This is a genomic window from Bradyrhizobium cajani, from assembly GCF_009759665.1.
Classification (GTDB): Bacteria; Pseudomonadota; Alphaproteobacteria; order Rhizobiales; family Xanthobacteraceae; genus Bradyrhizobium; species Bradyrhizobium cajani.
In genome coordinates, this window is record NZ_WQNE01000001.1 from 253,548 (window position 1) to 271,108 (window position 17,561).

Genomic DNA, 17,561 nt, shown 5'->3' on the forward strand with positions numbered 1-17,561 from the left:
AAGCCACCTTGCTAAAGCTGATTCGATGCTTTCGACAAGCGACGACCGGCCCCTTTGCGGGAGGGGGAGCGCGATTCACCCTGAAAAATAAGGGTTAGATCGTCGTGCTGTGTGCTCTCCCTCGCCCCGTTCTTACGGGGGCGAGGTGAAGAAGCAAGCTAGAGGCGCTCGATGATGACCGCGGGCGCCATGCCGCCGGCGGCACACATGGTGACCAGTCCGCGCTTGAGGTCGCGCCGTTCGAGCTCGTCCAGCACGGTGCCGATCAGGATCGAGCCGGTGGCGCCGATGGGATGGCCGAGCGCGATCGAGCCGCCATTGACGTTGACCTTGGCGCGGTCGAGCCTGAGGTCGCGGATATATTTTTCCGCAACCACCGCAAACGCCTCGTTGATCTCGAACAGGTCGATGTCGTCGATGGTCAGCCCCGCCTTCGCCAGCACCTTGCGCGTCGCGGGTACCGGCGCGTTCAGCATCAAGGTCGGCGAGTCCCCCATGTTGGCCATCGCGACCACGCGGGCACGCGGCTTCAGGCCATGTGCCTTGGCGTAAGCGGGCGAGGCCAAGAGGATCGCGGCGGCGCCGTCGACGACGCCGGAGGAGTTGCCGGCGTGGTGCACGAAGTCGATGTCGAGGTCGGGATACTTTTGCAGGATCAGGCCGCGATAGGTCGTGCCCTTGTCGTCGAGCGCATAGTCGGCAATCGCGGGGAACGCCGGCTTCAGGCTGCTCAGGCTCTCCATCGTGGTCTGCGGCCGCGGATATTCTTCATGGTCGAGCGCGAGGCTGCCGTCCTCGCGATAGACCGGCACGAGGCTCTTCTTGAAATGGCCATTCGCCATCGCACGCGCCGCGCGTTGCTGGCTCTCGAGGCCGAGCGCGTCGACGTCCCCCCGCGTGATGCCCTCGAGCGTCGCGATCGCGTCCGCACAGACGCCCTGATGCGACTGCGGATGCCGCGCACGCAGGCGCAGATTGCCGCTATCCATCATCATCGGACCCGAGCCGCGCCGCCCCTCCATCGACATCATCTCGCAGCCGCCGGCGACGACCAGGTCTTCCGCGCCCGCCATGATCGAGCTTGCGGCCATGTTGACGCTGGTGATGCCGCTTCCGCAGAAGCGGTCGAGCGTCACGGCGCTGGCGCGCACGTCGTAGCCGGCATCGAGCGCCGACATGCGGCCGAGATCGCCGCCTTGCGTTGCGACCTGCGCGCTGCAGCCCCACACGATGTCGTCGACATCGGCCGTGTCGATCCCGGTGCGATCGGCGAGCGCGCGTAGCACGGTCGCGCCGAGCTGCTGCGGATGAATGCCCGAGAGTGCTCCCTTGCCGGCCTTGCCGACGCCGCGCGGGGTCCGGCAGGCATCGATGATCAGCGCATCAGCCATTGGCGTTGTCCTCTTGTCATGGGTGTTGGGGGCGTTGTGAATCAGGGGGAGAGCGGTGTCAATGCGCGGTGCCTCTCCGCCTCGCCCGCTTGCAGACAGAGAGGCCGGATTTTACGCGGAGCGGAAAATCCGGGTCAGGGGGAGCCTCCGCAAAAGCGGTGCCAGATGGACTCGTGGATAGCGCCCCTCACCCCTGCCCTCTCCCCGTAAGAACGGGGAGAGGGAGAGGAGCTACGCACCCGCCGCGTTCTTCGCGATGACGTTGCGATAAAAGCTCGCGCTCAGTTTCGGCGTGCGCACTTGCGTGTCGAAATTGACGTGGTAGAGCCCAAAACGCTTGTTGAGCCCGAACACCCATTCGAAATTGTCCATCAGGCTCCAGAGGAAATAGCCGCGCACCGGCACGCCTTCGGTGGTCGCGCGCTGGAGCTGGGCGAGATAGTTGCGCAGATACATGATGCGGTCGGTGTCGTAGATCTTGCCGTCGGGCGTCACCACGTCGTCGCCGGAGGTGCCGTTCTCGCTGATATAGATCGCATCCGTCTTCCAGATTTTTGCCGCGAGCTTCGGCACCCAGTAGATCGTCTCCGGGCCGACGCGCAGCCAGTCCGAATTCATGTGCGGGAACGATTTCGGGATCGGCAGCGGCATGAAGCCGGCGCCTTGGTCGGAGGCCACCACATAGTTCTGCGGCGCGTAGATGTTGAGGCCGAGGAAATCGACGGGCGAGGAGATGATCTTCAGCTCCGCGTCGGTGAACCTCGGCGCGTTGGGCCCAGCGAATTTCAGGAAGGCGTCGGTATATTGGCCCGTCATGATGACGTTGAGGTAGCCGGCGTTCATCTCGCGCAGCGCGATCTCGGCAGCGCGGACGTTCTCCGGGGTGTCGATCGCGGGCGCGCAGGCATCGATGTTCTCGGCCGGTCCCACCCTGGTGCCGCGGCGGCCATGGGCGCGCACCGCCTGCACCGCGAGTCCGTGCGCGAGCGCGCTGTTATGCCGGATCTGGTTGACCTCGGCTTGCGGCAGCGTCTCGCCCGGCGCATCGATGCCGATGCCGTAGCCGAAAAAGACGAAGCGGCCGCTCTCGTTCAGCGTGAACACGTTCTTGACCCGGTCAGTCAGGCGCTCGGCGACATAGGCCGCATAGTCGCCGAAGATCTTGCAGGTCTCCGTCGAGCGCCAGCCGCCAAACCGGTCCTGGAGCGATTGCGGCAGGTCCCAATGATAGAGCGTCAGCCACGGCTCGATACCGTTCTTTAGGATCTCGTCGACAAGACGATTGTAGAAGTCGAGCCCTTTCGGGTTCGGCTTGCCGTCGCCCTCCGGAAACACCCGCGGCCAGGCCACCGAGAAGCGATAGGCCTTGCAGCCGAGCTCCTTGATGAGCGCGATGTCCTCCTTGTAGCGGTGATAATGCTCGACGGCGCGGTCGCCATTGGTGCCATCCTCGATCTTGCCGGGGATGCGCACGAATTTGTCCCAGATCGAGGCCCCTCGCCCGTCCGTGTTGACCGCGCCCTCGACCTGATAGGACGAGGTCGCCGTGCCCCAGAGGAAGCCTGCCGGAAAGCCGCTTCCATCGCGCGGCGGTGCTGCTGGCTTGGCCTCGAGGGGACTCGCAATTCCGGCTGCGGACACTCCCGCCAGCTTGGCAAACTGGCGGCGCGAGACCCTGTCCGTCATCGATGCTGCTCCACTTCTCTTCGTTTCGGGTCGGCACAATGAACAGTTCCCGGCGATTTGAGAAGCGGGTGCGGAATGACCCAGACCAGCTAGCGCAGACGGCGCGGCAGACAATTGCCGTTCCTTTTCCGAGATGAACGCCTCTCGAGTTCAGTGTGGCGGTTCTAGTCGGCCTGCTCCGATTGAACCGACCACAATCTGCATCAGCCACGCGATGCCGGCGTCTCTCATCGCCGCCTTGGTTGCGATGGCCCGGATCGTATCCGGTTTTCGCGCGAAGGGCAGCTCGGCAAAGACCAGGCCGAAACGACCGGCGTGTTGCTCCACCAGTCCGCGCGGCAATGCTGCAATCAGATCAGACCCTGAAAGCTGGGCCAGCGCCATCATGAAATTCGGGACAGTCAAGGCGACGCGACGTTCGAGGCCGCGCTTAGCCAACATCTCATCGACGAAACCGCGTGGTTCACCACTGAGAGAGACCAGCAGGTGCTGCGATCGCGCGAATGCAGCATGGGTTGGCGCTTTTGCCAAGGGATGTCCCTTGCGCATGGCCAGCACGAACTCCTCCTCGTAAAGCCTGCGCGCCTCGAAACGCGGTGACACCGCCGGCAGCGGCAGCATTGCGATGTCGAGCTCGCGTCTTTCGAGCATGTCGAGATTTTGCTGCCAAGGCTCTCCAATCGCACCACCGCGCGGCGCAGGCATCAGGTGAATCAGCCCAATGTCGATGTGGGGCGCCGCAGTCGCGATCGATCGCAAGAGCGGACCGATTGCTGAGCCCAGTACGGCATCGGGAGCGCCAATCATGAACGGCGGCTGCTTGTCTGGGGGTTGAACGGTGCAGCCGAGCCGATCAGCCGTTCGACGCGTGCGATGATCTCGGCCACTGGCTCCCCAAGCTCCAAGGCCCGTGCCGTTGGAACGACGCCCTTCGGGGTCCTCAAAAACAGCGGATCGTTCAGCAGAAGGCGGAGTCGGCCGAGCGCATGGCTGACAGCCGACGGCGTCAGGCTCAGCCGAGCGGCTGCACGCGCGACATGGCGCTCTTCCAGAACCACGCGAAAGAGCACGAGGAGATTCAGATCAATCCTGGATAGATCAATTTGGTTCAGCATATTGCTGAAATCATATCGCTGGATTCATTATGATCAAGGCTTCATGGATGGGGCTCCTCGTTCGATCAGGAGATGTGAAATGACCAATAAACCGTCCGGGCTGAACAGGTGGCCATGCCAGGAAAAGATGTCGCGGCGCGGGATGATGGCCGCCACGGCTGCAATTCCGCTGTCCGGTCAGCTTTGGGCCGATGCGGCCCCTGGGAGCCAAGCGATAGCCAGTCTCATCGAACGCGCCCGCGAGAAGAATGCCGCCTTCATGCGTGGGGACATGGATCGCTGGTCCCAGCTTGTCCGCATTGCGCCGGATTTCACACTTATGCAGCCCTTCGGCGGTCCGGCAAGCCGCGGATTCGACGCCGGCCCAGAGCGCTTGGCTGCCCTATCGCGATACTTCAGAGAAGGCGAGACCGAACTTGAGGTTTTGCAAACCTATGCATCGGACGCGCTCGTCGTTCTCGTGATGGTCGAACGTCAGCGGGCCGAGGTGGGCGGATTGGCGGCTCAAGACTGGTCGCTGCGCGTGACTGAAGTCTACCGCAAGGACGGTATGGATTGGCAACTCGTGCACCGTCATGCGGATCCGCTGGTCCGAAGCATCACCTTGCAACAAGCAGCGATGCTCGCCCGGGGCTGGCCGGAGGAAAAATGACGAAACCCCGGTCCAGGGCGCTAGCCGGATACCAGTCGAGAGGAGCGGTTTCGTCGCGATGAGCAATCCGTCAGCGCGAGCGCTTCGGCAGTTTTGGCAACTTGTCGGGATCGAACGCCGGGAGCTCCCCGGCTCGTTTGCTTCCCTCTCCAAATGCCGGGTCGTCGAGAACAGGTTCCCTGACAATCCCCTGACTTCAAATGTTGCGATGCAACCATACGCCGCGCGCGCCCCCTTGCCTCGCGGTGGTCGACGGTGCCGCGCCGAGCGCTGCGGTCCCTGTCGCGAATTTCGCCTTCAATTTGCACGTGTGGTGGGCTTCTGCTACGCTGAGGTACGTGCCTCATTTCACCTCGCGGATTGCCCGTTGACGGGCCACCGCCGCAAAGAAGCGGATGGCGGCCGTTCCGCGCGCACCGTCGAGAGGGGGCATGCGCTCAATTCGCGCTCAAGCAGAGTTGGCCTGCATCAAGGGCCGGCCGCCTAAGGGGAGGATGATAATGAAGCGTCTCTTGGTTGCAGGTGTGTCTGTTGCTTTCGCAATTGCACTGGGTGCCGGCTCGGCCGTCGCGGCGGACAAGAAGGTTCTGGCCTTCGTCGTCAACGGCGCGTCCGACTTCTGGAAGATCGCCGAGGCCGGCGTGAAGAAGGCCCAAGGCGAGCTGCCCAATTACGACCTCCAGCTCAAATATCCGGAGCAGGCGGCCGCTGCCGTCCAGCAGCGCATGATGGACGACCTCGTCGCGGCCGGCGCCGCCGGCATCATGGTCAGCGCGGTCGATCCGAAGAATCAGGTCGAGCATCTCAACAAGATCGCCTCGCAGACGTTGCTGTTCACCACTGACAGCGACGCGCCGAACTCGAAGCGTATCGCCTATATCGGCTCTTCCAACGTCGATCTCGGCAAGGACGCCGGCAAGCTCATGCTCAAGGCGCTGCCGAACGGTGGCAAGTGCGTCGGCTTCGTCGGCCTTCCCGGCGCCGACAATGCCCGCGAGCGCATCGAGGGCGTCAAGGCGACGATCAAGGGCTCGAAGGTCGAGCTCGTCGACGTCCGCGGCGACGAGATCGACCAGACCCGCGCCAAGCGCAACGTCGAGGACATCCTCGCCGCCATGCCGGACATCAGCTGCATGGTAGGCTTCTACTCCTACAACACGCCGCGTATCTACGAAGTGCTGAAGGAGGCCGGCAAGCTCAACAAGATCCAGATCATCGGCTTCGACGAGGATCCGATCACGCTCGGCGGCGTCAAGGAAGGCGCCATCGCCGGCACGGTCGTGCAGCAGCCGTTCGAGTGGGGCTATCAGGGCATGAAGCTGATGGCGAAGTACATCGAGGGCGACAAGTCCGGCGTGCCCGCCAACGGCATCATCATCGTTCCCGGCAAGGTCATCGACAAAACCAATGTCGACGACTTCATGGCCTCGATGAAGACGATGCTCAAGAAGTAGGAGACGTGCGGGCGTTGCCCGCAAGCGTCAATGCCAGAGCCGTTTCTCGAACTGGTCGATATCAGCAAGAGCTATCCCGGCGTGGTCGCACTCGACCACGTCGGCCTTGCCGTGTCGCCGGGCGAGGTGATCGCCCTGATCGGCGAAAACGGCGCCGGCAAGTCCACCCTGATGCGGGTGCTCGGCGGCGTGGTCGAACCGAGCGGCGGCACGATCCGCGTCGATGGCGCCGAGCGGAGCGCACTCACGGTGGCTGAGGCGATAGCCGCGGGCATCGCCTTCGTCCATCAGGAGCTCAATCTCTTCGACAATCTCGACGTCGCCGGCAACGTGTTCATCGGCCGCGAGCCCGTGCATGGCGGGCCGCTCCGGCTGATCGACCGCAAGGCGCTCTACGCCAGGACGCAGCCGCTGCTGGACCGCCTGGGGGCCGATTTCGCGCCGGACGCGCCGCTTGCCGATCTGTCGCTGGCACAGCGCCAGCTCGTCGAGATCATGAAGGCGCTGTCGCTCGAGGCGCGCCTTGTCATCATGGACGAGCCGACCTCGAGCCTCACGCTGTCCGAGACCGACCGGCTGATGCGGGTCATCGCCGGCCTCAAGGCCGACGGGGTCAGCATCATTTTCATCACCCACCGCCTCAACGAGGTGATGCAATGCGCCGACCGCGCGGTGGTCCTGCGCGACGGGCGCATGGTCGGTGCGCTGACCCGTGCCGAGCTGTCTCCTGCGGCGATGATCCGTCTGATGATTGGACGTGACCTCAAGTCGCTCTACGTACCGCCGGCCGCCCCGCCCGGCGAGGCCGTGCTCGACATCGTCGAGGCCGTCACCGACACCTATCCGGAGCGCGCGGTGAGCCTGTCGCTTCGCCGCGGCGAGATCTTGGGGCTGGCAGGCCTGGTCGGCTCCGGCCGCACCGAGCTGGCGCGGGTGATCTTTGGTGTCGATCCCTTGCGCGGCGGCGTGATCAGGCTCGAAGGCGACCCGATCCGGGCCGCGAGCCCGCGCGCGGCGATCGACCACGGCATCTACCTGATCCCGGAGGACCGCAAGGGCTGCGGGCTTTTGCTCGACGTATCCATCGCCGAAAACATCTCGTTGCCGGACCTGTCGTCCTATCTGCGCTTCTTCCTGGTCAACACCGCGCAGGAGACGGAGAACGCGCGGACGCAACGCGAGCGGCTGAAGATCCGGGCGCCCGACGTCGGAACCACCGTCGGCTCGTTGTCCGGCGGAAATCAGCAGAAGGTCGTGCTCGCCAAATGGCTGTCGATGCGTCCGAAGGTCCTGATCTTCGACGAGCCGACGCGCGGCGTCGACGTCGGCGCCAAGCAGGAGATCTACGAGATGCTGCGCCGTCTGGCCGACGCCGGCGTCGCGATCCTGATGATTTCGAGCGACATGGAGGAGGTGATCGGGGTCAGCGACCGGATCGCCGTCATGCACGAGGGCGCGATCTCGGGCTTCCTTGATCGCAGCCAGTTCAGCGAACACAATGTGCTCCAGTTGGCCGTCGGCCATGCGGTTGAGATGAGGGTGCCGTGAACAAGAAAGATCTGAGCCTTCTGGTCCTGATCCTCGTCGTCGGCGCGGTCGTGGCCTTCATCAATCCGCGTTTCCTCTATGTCGGCAATCTCTCCAATACTTTGAACCAGGTCGGGATGTTCGGCATCTTCTCGATCGCAGAGGCCTTCGTCATCATCATCGGCGGGATCGAGCTCTCGGTCGGATCGGTGATCGCGCTGCTCGGCGTTATCTTCATCGATCTCATCGTCAATCACGACGTCAACTGGGTCCTCGCCGTCGCCGCGATCATCGCAGGCGGTCTAGTCATCGGCCTCGTGCACGGTGCGCTGGTCACCCGTATGCACATCCAGCCCTTCGTGGTGACGCTGTGCGGTCTTTTGATCTATCGGGGTGCCGCGCGCTACTACACCGAGGATGCGACCGCGGGCTTCGGCTTCGGCGCCAGCTTCCCGACCCTGGAATGGCTGACCGCGGGCCGCACCAACGTGCTGGGCTTTCCGCTGCCGCACAGCGTGATGGCGCTCGTCATCGTCGCCGGCGTGGCCTGGGTGCTGCTGCACCGCTCGGTGTTCGGCCGATATCTCTACGCGGTCGGCAAGAACGAGGAGGCGGCGCGCTATTCCGGCATCCGCTCGGAGCGCGTGATGATTTCGGCCTATGTCATCTGCGGCGGACTGACCGCGTTTGCCGCCATCCTGTTCGCGATGTACACCCGCTCGATCTCGCCGGCCGTGCACGGCTCGTTCTACGAGCTCTATGCCATCGCCGCCGCCGTGCTCGGCGGCTGCTCCTTGCGCGGCGGCGAAGGCTCGATCATCGGCGTCGTGCTCGGCACCGTGCTGCTCCAGGTGCTGCAAAACCTGGTCAATCTGCTCGGCATCCCGAGCTCTCTGAACTTCGCAGTGATGGGCGCGGTTATTCTGATCGGCGTGCTCGCCGATCAGTATCTTGTGCAGCGACGACACCACGTGAGCCCGGCCAAAGGCCGGGGGCAGACAAGCGTGGCGGCCGCGCCGCTCGAGCGGGTGAAGGTGGATTGAGGGACGGACGGTCTTGCGCCCGTGGTGCCGTAGAGGACCCAGTCCTTCGCATCTACCTTGACGTCACCCGCTTCCCCGCATGGAACGCGCGCGGCCTTGCCGGGCTCGGTGATGCCGTAGCGGCGGGCACAATGGCGGGTAGCGGCGGCTTTGGGAAGCGATGGTGCCGGGATTTGCGCCCCGCTTCGCAGGTCGCTATTCCGGTTCGATGCCGAGCCCCTGAATGATCTTGCCGGAAGCGACGAGTTGGTCTTCGAGGAAGCGCTTTGCGCCCGCGGGCGTCACCGCATCGCCAATACGGACATCGAAGCCGAGGGTGGGAGCTCGCTCGCGCACGTCAGCCGATTCCAGGGCGCGTGCAATCGCGGCGCTCAGTTTTTCAACGATATTGGCGGGCGTGCCAACCGGCGCCATGAACATGAACCAGCCCTGGAGATCGACGCTTTGCAGCGTTTCCGCGATCGCGGGAACGTCCGGCAGCGAGTCGATCCGTTTGGCTCCGGCAACGGCTACCGGTCGAAGCGTACCTGCCTTGATGAAGGCCTCGGCTATGGATGCCGATTGGATCGTCACCTGGATACGTCCCGTAACGGCGTCCTGAACCGCATTGGTGGTCGTGTTGTAGGGGATGAGGACAAAGCCGGTCCCGGCGTTCTTGTTGATGGCTTGAGCGATCAGACCCGAGAGGTTGCGCGCGCCGTCGACGGCAAGGCTCAATGAACCAGGCGCCGACCTTTCGAGCTTGATCAATTCCGGCAGCGAGTCGGCCTTCACTTCCGGATTGACGAGAAGGACGTGGTTACTTCTGGCCGCCATCGCGACCGGCACGAAGTCCTTTACGGGATCGTAGGGGAGCTTCTTGAACGTGTAGGGATTGGTGACGATCGCAGCCGACGTGGCAAACAAGAACGTGTAGCCGTCCGGAGCCGCACGGGCGACCGATTGCGTGCCGACGAGGTTTGCGGCACCCGGACGATTCTCGACGATGAACTGCTGCCCGAGGGTCCGGGAGAGCTTCTCGGTGATGAGGCGACACATCACGTCCGGGCTGTTGCCCGCCGGCTGTGGTACGACAATCGTCACGGGCCGCTGCGGCCACGACTGCGCGGATGCTGGAAAAGAGAGACAAAGCGCAGCGCCGGCGAGCAGCAGACGACGAGATAGTCCGGACATGGTGTTCCTCCCTGGAGATCCCGCTTTGCGGGCTTTTATCAGTCGTTCGCACGCCGTCGCCGGCTGCAGTCGTTCGATCAGGTTTCGTCTTCGACGACATTCCGCAGCACGCCGAGGCGTTCGACCTCGATCTCGACGACATCGCCGGGCTTCATCCAGAGTGGCGGCTCCCGCCGCGCGCCGACGCCCCCCGGCGTTCCGCTCACAATGACGTCGCCGGGCTCGAGCCGCGTAAACGTGGAGCAGTATTCGATCTGGCGCGGGATATCGAAGATCATCTGCTTGATCCGCGCTTCCTGCATGACTTGCCCGTTGAGGCGGGTCTCCAGCTTGAGCTCGCCCAGCGGACCGAGCTCGTCCGGCGTCATCATCCAGGGCCCGAATGCGCCGGTGTCCGGGAAGTTCTTGCCCGGCGTGAACTGATGCGTGTGACGCTGGAAGTCGCGGATGCTGCCGTCATTGTAGCAGGAATAACCCGCAACATGGTCCATGGCGTCCGCGCGGGAGATGTAGCGTCCCGCCTTGCCGATGATGACTGCGAGCTCGCCTTCGAAATCGAGGTCGGTCGAGACGCGTGGCCGCACGATCGGACGCAAATGTCCGGTCTGGCTGTTGGCATAGCGCGAGAAGATGGTGGGGTGAGCGACCTCGGCTCGGCCGGTCTCCTTGCGATGAGTCTCGTAATTCAGGCCCACGCACAGGATCTTGTCGGGGTTCGGGATGACCGGGAGCCAAACGACTCTCGAGGTCGGAACGGCAGCGGCCGTGGCTCTTGCATCCGCGACCCCCGATAACCCGGAGCCGATTGCCGCCTTGAGGTCGGCATAGCGCCCCCCAAGCACGGCGCCGACATCCAAGAAAGTCTCGCCTTCGACAATGCCCCAGGTTGTGCGCCCGTCGATCCTTACAGTAGCCAGTTTCACGGCGTGTTCTCCATTCTCAGATCGGAATTCTTGTCTCGCTCGGCTGGAGCGTCACGAAGACGCACGTCGATCTCGCGCAGGAGACCGTCGAGCTCGGTGACATTGCGCACCGTGCCGAAGACGTAATGGTCGGGGCGGACGATCGCTGCGACGACACCGTGACGATCGAACCAGTTCGCCAATACGCCCTCGGTCTCTTCGAGCGCGTCAGGCGCACCGGCGCCGACGGGTGCGACTGCCGCCGCAGATATGTCCGGGCGTGTGGCGCAGAGCGAGAGCATGGGGGCGGCATCATTGCTGCGGCCATCGATGAACAGTCGCCAGCCCGGTTCGATCACTTCGTCCAGCAAGCGAGCCGTACTGCCTCTCGCGATGCGCGGCTGTGGAAACAGGCTTCCTCGCGCCGGCGTCTCGTGATGTGCCAGACATCCTGCGCGCAGGGGCGGAATGATTTCCTGCCGTGTCATGAGCAGCGGCTTGCCACCGCCGTCCGCCAGGACTTGCGCATCGCGTTGCCGGGCCGCCGCCGGATCGCGCTCGCAGATCGATTGGCCGATCGCCTTGATCTTGCCGGTCAGCTCGATGACGTGCTGCTTGCGTTCAACCGTGTAGCTGTCGAGCAGGCTGTCGGGGGACGCGCCCTTGAGCACCCGATCCAGCTTCCAGACGAGGTTCGTGGCGTCACGCAGGCCCTGGCACATGCCCTGGCCAATGAAGGGAGGTTGCTGATGCGCGGCGTCGCCGGCGACCAGGATCCTGCCGCTGCGCCAGTCGGCTGCAACGAGGGCGTGGAATCGATAGGAGGCTGCCCGCCACAATTCCCCGTCATGCGGTTTGATCCAGGGCGAGAGCAGCTTCCAGACGTTGTCGGGCCGCTCCATCTGCCGCGCGTCTTCGCCCGGCAGCAGCATGATCTCCCAGCGGCGGTGATTCTTCGGGCCAATGAGGAAGCTCACGGGACGCGCCGGATTGCAGAATTGCGCGGAGCATTGCGGCAGGCGGGCAAGCGCGTTCTCGTTCACGCGCATGTCGACCACCAGCCAGGGTTCATCGAAGATGAGATCCTCGAGGCCAAGGCCTGCGATCTGCCGCACTGTGCTCGAGGCGCCATCGCAGCCGAGCACGTAGCGCGCAGTCACGAAGCGGTGCCGTCCATCGCGGTCCTTCAGACGTGCCCCGACGCGATCGGACGTTTGAACGAGATCGAGCAGTTCGACGCCCAGTTCGGCCCTCACATTCGAAAAGCTGGTTGCGTGACGGCGCAGCTCCGCCTCGACCGCGGGCTGATTGAACACCATGCTCGGGGTGTAGCCGAGCGGATAGGGCTTTGCGACCATGTCGATGCGTCGGATCAATCGGCCGTCGACGCCAAAATGCTCCGATGCGGTGAAAGGCTCGATGTAGGGCGAGACCGCCTCGGCGAGGCCCATATTGTCGAAATGGCGAAAGATCTCGTGATCCAGCGCAATCGCGCGCGGCTTGTCGTACACGGCGGCGAGCCGGTCGATGACCAGCGTCCGATGACCGAGACGGCCGAGCTGGCCTGCGGCAACGGCGCCGGTCGGCCCGAAGCCGACGACGAGCACGTCATAGTCGGTGGCGCCGGCCGTATCCGTCATGCGCGAGCCGTCGTAACGAGGGAGGCTGCGAAGGGAACGGCGAGTTGCGCTGTCTTGCAGGCGTCGGACTTGGGCGGGGCGATGCCCCACTGATCCGTCCGTCCCGGCGGCCAGACCCAATCGCCCGGCCCCTTCGCGACGTAGCTGTCGTCGATCTGCAAGACTTCGGCGGTGTATTCGATGACGGCACCGGTCGGATCGACGAAATAGGCAAACACGTTGTCGCCCGGTCCATGGCGGCCAACGCCCCAGCCGATCGGGTAGCCGTGGTCCACCATGCGACCTGAGCCGCGCATGACGGACTCCAGATCGGGCATGAGGAAAGCAACGTGATTGAGGCCGTTGCGAGGTGCCTCCGCAAGCACGATCGCATGGTGATCACTGTTGCAGCACAGGAATGCCATCAGCTTCGAGCGATCCGACAGCCGAAATCCCAACTCGCCCTGGTAGAAGGCCGACAGCTTTTCGATATCGGCGCTGTTGATGTTGACATGCGCCAACCGCTCGGGGCGATCCGCGATCACGCGCGGCGGCTTGGTATGATCGCCATGGACGAACTCGATGGTGCACCCTTGCGGTTCGCGAACCACAAAACCTTCGCCTCGCGACGGCGCAGGCGATGGTGCGGGCGAACCGATTACCTCGCAGCCGGATTGCCGCGCACGCGCGAACAGGTGGTGCAAATCCTCCTGTGAGCGGGCGCGGAAGCTGATCTTGCGGAGCGACGTCGCCTCGCCCGGCGTGAGCTCGAGAACATGGAAGTCGCTGCCCGTTGCGGCGAGGTACACCGTGCCGTCGGCTTCCGCCGCGACGTCGAGGCCCCAGACCTTGGTGTAGAACTCGACCGAACCGGCGAGGTGCGGCGTCGTGATCTCGACGCTGCGAAGGGCCTTCACCGGAAAGTCGGACATGGGGCTTCCTTGTCAGGGGCAAGCGAACGCCAATCCCTTAATATGTATAAAACCATCAGTAAAGCATAAATCTATAAATTGTGACCGGAAACTCTGTTAGTGTACACAAGCGCCGAGATTCCGATGGGAATGCCCATGAGCCCTGACCTGCCAAGCCAGAAGTTGGACCAGCCGGCGACGCTGGCGACCACGATCTATGCGCGCCTCAAGACCGACATCCTGACCACGCGGCTCGAACCCGGACGCAAGCTGCAATCGCGCTTCCTGATGGAGCACTACAATGTCGGGCAGACCCCGCTGCGCGAGGCGCTCAACCGTCTGACTGCCGAAGAGTTCGTCGTCGGCATGGAGCAGCGCGGCTTCTACGTAAAGGAGGTCAGCAAGGAGGAGCTCCAGGAGCTGACCAAGACGAGATGCTGGGTCGAAGGTCTGGCGCTTCGCGAGTCCATGCAGAATGCGACTCAGGCCTGGGAAGAGGCGCTGCTGGTTGCGCATCACCGGCTCGATCGCACGCCGCGTTCGCTCAAGCCCGATACATTCGAAGACAATCCGGATTGGGAGAAGGTGCATCGCGCGTTCCACGCGACGCTGATCGATCTTTGCGGTTCACGTCCGCTGCTCGGCTTCTGCGAGCAACTCGCCGACCGGCTCTATCGTTATCGCATGATGTCGATCGCGAAGGCCTATCCGGCGCGCAAGGTCGGCGCCGAGCACAGCGACATCCTCCAGGCGGTTCTCGCCAGGGACAGCGAGCAGGCCGTGCGTCTGCTTCAGCAGCACTATCAGCGCACGGCCGACGTCATCTATTCCGACCTCGACGGAGTGCTGGCAATCAAACCGTCACCCGCATCCCCGCGCAGAACGCGTGAGGCCTAAAGCGCGATGAGATTGGGATGAATCGTCATCGCGCTTTAGGTTGTTTTTTGAGCATGATCTTTTCGGAAAACCGCTTCACACTTTTCCGGATCATGCTCTAGTTGCGGGCTAACCGCCATACCACATCCGCCGAAGCAGCCCATCGCCGCGGACGAACTGGTGATAGAGAGCGGCTCCCGCATGCAACACCAGCAGCGCGACGAGGATAAAGGCGCCGAGGCCATGCGGCGCGCGCGGCGGGTAATCCGTGAAGTTCGGCAATGCCGCTCCAGTTGCGCCAAACACTGCGGGACCTGCACCGCTGAGGATCATCATCCCGATGCCGCTTGCGACCATGCCGAATATGACCACGTAAAACGCCACGTGCACCCAGCCTGCGATGCGTTCCTGCCAGTCCGCAGACCCCTGAACGGGTAGCGGCCTTCGATCGAACCACCACCACCACACGATGCGCACAAAGGTGAGAAGCACGACAATGATCGCGATCGGAATGTGGAAGCGAAGGATTCCCGCTTTTACGGCTGCTTCCACGGCAGTCGCGGCCCGGAATCCGGAGCCGAGCAAAGCGACGATGAGGAGCGCGCTCAACCAGTGTATCGAGACTGCGACCGCACCGTAGCGATTGGGCCTACTCTTCAGCATCTCCTGGTCCTTGCAGCTTGCCGCGCAGCGCCGACAAGACGCTTCGCGTGGTTTCGATGTCCTTGACCCGCAGCCCTTCCGAGAGCTCGTTGATCCAGGGCGCCTGCAGGCGCATGGCGGCCTCGAACGTCTGCTTCCCCTTGCTGGTCAGAACGACGAGTTGAGCCCGCCGGTGATGCGGGTTTGGCTCGAAGGCGACCAGACCTTCCATTTCCAGATCGTTGACGATTCGCTGCACGTTCTGCCGGTTCGCTCCCATGTCGCGCGCCAGCCATGCGACCGGTTGCGGCCTTGCCGCCGCGGCGATGGTGCCGAGCACCTGCCAGCGAGCGCTGGTCAGGCCGAGCTTGGCGACCAGCCTGTCGCCCGCCGCGAGCAGGCGGTTGTTGAGGCTGAAGAGGTCGAGAATGAGAGCACTCAAGGCGGTTCCGACCGGTGTTCGCTCGGTATCCTTCATATGTCACCATAATTCATTATTGACATCATGATGTCAAGAATATAGTATCGATGATGTCGTAATGACATCATATCACCAATTTGAACGGAGCTCAAAATGGCGCACTTGCAGCCCATGGACCCTGCTTTCCCGATCGATCGTCAGCTCGCCGTCGATGCATCCCCCGTCGTGCTCGTGAACGTCTTCACGCTCGACAAGGCCGACGAGCAGACGTTCCTCCGCACCTGGCAGGACGATGCGGAATTCATGAAGCGGCAGCCCGGCTTCATCTCGACCCAGCTTCATCGCGCGATCGGCGAAAGCCCGACATATCTGAACTACGCCGTCTGGGAATCGACCGCCACTTTCCGCGCCGCGTTCACGCATCCGGAGTTCAGGGCAAAGATCTCGGCCTATCCGACGTCGGCCAAGGCTTCCCCGCATCTCTTCCAGAAAGTCGGCGTACCCGGCATCTGCGTGGCCTGAGCGCAGTTGGGGACAAGACGGCACGCACATGGAGTGGCGAAATGCGTGCGGCCGAGATCACGCGAGAAATGATCGCGCTGGCCGTGCGCGGAGCACGGGTGCTCTGTGCCTTGCGCGACGAACGTGCCAGACAAACCGAAGCACGACGCCGCCGCTCCTGCACTCAGCGCAAGCGCTTTGGCAGCTTTGGCAGCTTGTCGGGATTGAACGCCGGTGCCTGCCCGGTTGGTTCAGGTGCCGGCGGCTGTTGTTCCGTCAGAATGAGCGTTCCCTGGAGGATCATTCCCGGCACCTGGGCTGCCCTCGCCGTGTAGGTCGCGACCTTGCCGGGACAGTTTCCCTCGATGTCGAGCGTCAGCTCATCATCGACGCCGAAGACCGTTGCACGTCCGTCGGTATGACGCTTCGTCGACACGGTGGCGGTGAAGCGATCTCCATCGACCTTGCAGGAGCCGTGATAAGTCATCAGGCTGTCGCAGCCCCAGATTTGTCCGTCTGCGACATGGACGATCCCGGTACCCTGATCGAGCGGCGTCTTGTACCACGCCGCGTAGGTGCCGTCCTTCAGCATGGGAGCAGTCTCCCCCTGGTATTCCCTCGCGAATAATCCGCATGATTAGCGCTAAGAAACGGTTAATCGCGCAGCCCGTGCCAATCCGGTCTGTCCCTCCGCAGCTCGGCTTCAAGTTCCTCGATAATGCTGTGAAGCAGACACACGGCGAGCGGGTCGGTCACTTCCCGCTCCAAACGCCTGTAACGCGCGATCTGGAATTCCTGCTCTCGCAACTGTTGCTCTGTCATCGGACGGGCCCTCCGACAAACCGACGCGGAGGAAGCCAAGTCGTTTCGTTAAAATTTTCGGATCATTCGCGATGGTTTCCGATCGGTAAAAAAACGGCGCGGCGCCCGGCTGCGCCGGCACGCTCCGGACGAACAGCCGAGGTCGCTCTCGGCTTCCGGCCTCAGCGAGCGCGCCACCATTGGCGAAGAAGGCTGCCCGGTCATAGCCGATGTCACGGCACGTCGCCGCTGCGGTGACTTTCACCGATGCTGTGCGGCTTGTTCAGGAAGAACTCCCGATTGCCGAGCGCCGCTTCCGCATATTGATCGATCGCGACCTGGATCGCCTCTACGTGCATGCGGCACCACCCCTCGCGGCAAGACAGGCGCCGCACATGATCGAGAGCCTTCAGGAATTCGGGCGGCTCCTGCATGTCGGAGAAATAGGCCGGCCTCTGTCCCTTCATACCTGCGCCACCTCTCGCAGCGGGACGAGACGCCGCCCCTCGACACGGCGCGGAGGCGTCGGCTTTCGGCGGGGAACGAAGAGGCTGGCGACGACGATCGGGTCGGTGTCGCCGAGAGCGGCCCGCTCCTGAACGAGCCCGCTCATCACCATGCGCATTTTCATGACTTCCTCGGCGACGAAGGCGCAGTCTTCGTCCCGGTTGATTTGCTCATGCATGACGGCCTCAGCCTCGCGCATGCTGACACGCAATGCTCTGATAATTCTGCGGATTTCACTGATGCGGTTGTCCATGGCTCGCTCCCTTGGCTGGACGACCAGCATAAGAACAAAACATGAACATTTAGTCAATCGGCCTGAAGTAGAGCGACGCCGCAGCGA

General features: G+C 63.4%; 20 protein-coding genes. 6 read left to right on the forward strand and 14 right to left on the reverse strand.

The features are described from left to right. Positions 1 to 158 precede the first annotated feature (158 nt). The 4 genes from GPL20_RS01185 to GPL20_RS40075 all read right to left on the reverse strand — a co-directional run bounded on the left by GPL20_RS01185 (position 159) and on the right by GPL20_RS40075 (position 4,192). Entirely contained in the window at positions 159 to 1,391 is a 1,233-nt protein-coding gene (locus tag GPL20_RS01185) for an acetyl-CoA C-acetyltransferase (protein WP_157326968.1), read from the reverse strand. A gap of 231 nt (positions 1,392 to 1,622) precedes the next feature. Then, positions 1,623 to 3,077: a GH1 family beta-glucosidase gene (locus GPL20_RS01190; RefSeq protein ID WP_157326969.1), complete on the reverse strand. Its 1,455-nt coding sequence runs from the start codon at positions 3,075 to 3,077 to the stop codon at positions 1,623 to 1,625. A 150-nt stretch (positions 3,078 to 3,227) separates the two neighbouring features. Next, positions 3,228 to 3,884 (reverse strand): LysR substrate-binding domain-containing protein, encoded by a 657-nt coding sequence (locus tag GPL20_RS01195; protein ID WP_309143199.1) that lies wholly within the window; start codon positions 3,882 to 3,884, stop codon positions 3,228 to 3,230. Next, a complete protein-coding gene (locus GPL20_RS40075; protein ID WP_309143200.1) occupies positions 3,881 to 4,192 on the reverse strand; it encodes a LysR family transcriptional regulator in 312 nt (103 codons plus the stop codon). Before GPL20_RS40075 ends, GPL20_RS01195 begins: the two co-directional genes overlap by 4 nt. Positions 4,193 to 4,271: 79 nt before the next feature. Here GPL20_RS40075 and GPL20_RS01200 point away from each other — a divergent pair, with 79 nt between their 5' ends. From GPL20_RS01200 to GPL20_RS01215, 4 genes are all read left to right on the forward strand, one after another. Beyond that, positions 4,272 to 4,844 carry a YybH family protein gene (locus tag GPL20_RS01200; RefSeq protein WP_157326970.1) on the forward strand — a complete coding sequence of 191 codons (573 nt, stop codon included), beginning with the start codon at positions 4,272 to 4,274 and terminating at the stop codon, positions 4,842 to 4,844. 500 nt (positions 4,845 to 5,344) lie between these two features. Beyond that, entirely contained in the window at positions 5,345 to 6,298 is a 954-nt protein-coding gene (locus tag GPL20_RS01205) for a sugar-binding protein (RefSeq protein WP_157326971.1), read from the forward strand. A 30-nt stretch (positions 6,299 to 6,328) separates the two neighbouring features. Next, a complete protein-coding gene (locus GPL20_RS01210) occupies positions 6,329 to 7,846 on the forward strand; it encodes a sugar ABC transporter ATP-binding protein (protein ID WP_157326972.1) in 1,518 nt (505 codons plus the stop codon). Continuing rightward, positions 7,843 to 8,868: an ABC transporter permease gene (locus GPL20_RS01215; RefSeq protein ID WP_254125003.1), complete on the forward strand. Its 1,026-nt coding sequence runs from the start codon at positions 7,843 to 7,845 to the stop codon at positions 8,866 to 8,868. Before GPL20_RS01210 ends, GPL20_RS01215 begins: the two co-directional genes overlap by 4 nt. Positions 8,869 to 9,063: 195 nt before the next feature. Here the strand turns inward: GPL20_RS01215 and GPL20_RS01220 are convergent, their stop codons facing one another. The 4 genes from GPL20_RS01220 to GPL20_RS01235 form a co-directional block, all read right to left on the reverse strand. Then, a complete protein-coding gene (locus GPL20_RS01220) occupies positions 9,064 to 10,041 on the reverse strand; it encodes a Bug family tripartite tricarboxylate transporter substrate binding protein (RefSeq protein WP_157326973.1) in 978 nt (325 codons plus the stop codon). Positions 10,042 to 10,118: 77 nt separating this feature from the next. Beyond that, entirely contained in the window at positions 10,119 to 10,964 is an 846-nt protein-coding gene (locus GPL20_RS01225; protein WP_254125005.1) for a fumarylacetoacetate hydrolase family protein, read from the reverse strand. Next, positions 10,961 to 12,583, reverse strand: a complete 1,623-nt coding sequence (locus GPL20_RS01230) for a bifunctional 3-(3-hydroxy-phenyl)propionate/3-hydroxycinnamic acid hydroxylase (protein WP_157326974.1) — start codon at positions 12,581 to 12,583, stop codon at positions 10,961 to 10,963. The genes GPL20_RS01225 and GPL20_RS01230 overlap by 4 nt, the downstream gene beginning before the upstream one ends. After that, positions 12,580 to 13,494, reverse strand: coding sequence for a VOC family protein (locus GPL20_RS01235; protein WP_157326975.1), 915 nt, complete (start codon positions 13,492 to 13,494; stop codon positions 12,580 to 12,582). Before GPL20_RS01235 ends, GPL20_RS01230 begins: the two co-directional genes overlap by 4 nt. 135 nt (positions 13,495 to 13,629) lie before the next feature. Here GPL20_RS01235 and GPL20_RS01240 point away from each other — a divergent pair, with 135 nt between their 5' ends. Next, positions 13,630 to 14,370 carry a GntR family transcriptional regulator gene (locus GPL20_RS01240; protein WP_157326976.1) on the forward strand — a complete coding sequence of 247 codons (741 nt, stop codon included), beginning with the start codon at positions 13,630 to 13,632 and terminating at the stop codon, positions 14,368 to 14,370. A 108-nt stretch (positions 14,371 to 14,478) separates the two neighbouring features. Here the strand turns inward: GPL20_RS01240 and GPL20_RS01245 are convergent, their stop codons facing one another. Both GPL20_RS01245 and GPL20_RS01250 read right to left on the reverse strand, forming a co-directional pair. Next, positions 14,479 to 15,012 (reverse strand): cytochrome b, encoded by a 534-nt coding sequence (locus tag GPL20_RS01245; protein WP_157326977.1) that lies wholly within the window; start codon positions 15,010 to 15,012, stop codon positions 14,479 to 14,481. Then, positions 14,999 to 15,469 carry a MarR family winged helix-turn-helix transcriptional regulator gene (locus GPL20_RS01250; RefSeq protein ID WP_157326978.1) on the reverse strand — a complete coding sequence of 157 codons (471 nt, stop codon included), beginning with the start codon at positions 15,467 to 15,469 and terminating at the stop codon, positions 14,999 to 15,001. Before GPL20_RS01250 ends, GPL20_RS01245 begins: the two co-directional genes overlap by 14 nt. A 96-nt stretch (positions 15,470 to 15,565) precedes the next feature. Between GPL20_RS01250 and GPL20_RS01255 the strand changes: the two genes are divergently transcribed. After that, positions 15,566 to 15,934 carry an antibiotic biosynthesis monooxygenase family protein gene (locus tag GPL20_RS01255; RefSeq protein WP_157326979.1) on the forward strand — a complete coding sequence of 123 codons (369 nt, stop codon included), beginning with the start codon at positions 15,566 to 15,568 and terminating at the stop codon, positions 15,932 to 15,934. Between the two features lie 163 nt (positions 15,935 to 16,097). Here the strand turns inward: GPL20_RS01255 and GPL20_RS01260 are convergent, their stop codons facing one another. The 4 genes from GPL20_RS01260 to GPL20_RS38630 all read right to left on the reverse strand — a co-directional run bounded on the left by GPL20_RS01260 (position 16,098) and on the right by GPL20_RS38630 (position 17,474). Further along, positions 16,098 to 16,505, reverse strand: a complete 408-nt coding sequence (locus GPL20_RS01260; RefSeq protein WP_157326980.1) for a hypothetical protein — start codon at positions 16,503 to 16,505, stop codon at positions 16,098 to 16,100. A 62-nt stretch (positions 16,506 to 16,567) separates the two neighbouring features. Further along, complete coding sequence (locus GPL20_RS38620; protein ID WP_167532839.1) at positions 16,568 to 16,735, reverse strand: hypothetical protein; 168 nt, start codon at positions 16,733 to 16,735, stop codon at positions 16,568 to 16,570. Between the two features lie 212 nt (positions 16,736 to 16,947). Continuing rightward, positions 16,948 to 17,181, reverse strand: a complete 234-nt coding sequence (locus GPL20_RS38625; protein ID WP_167532840.1) for a hypothetical protein — start codon at positions 17,179 to 17,181, stop codon at positions 16,948 to 16,950. Further along, positions 17,178 to 17,474 carry a hypothetical protein gene (locus GPL20_RS38630; RefSeq protein ID WP_167532841.1) on the reverse strand — a complete coding sequence of 99 codons (297 nt, stop codon included), beginning with the start codon at positions 17,472 to 17,474 and terminating at the stop codon, positions 17,178 to 17,180. Before GPL20_RS38630 ends, GPL20_RS38625 begins: the two co-directional genes overlap by 4 nt. Positions 17,475 to 17,561: the final 87 nt, after the last annotated feature.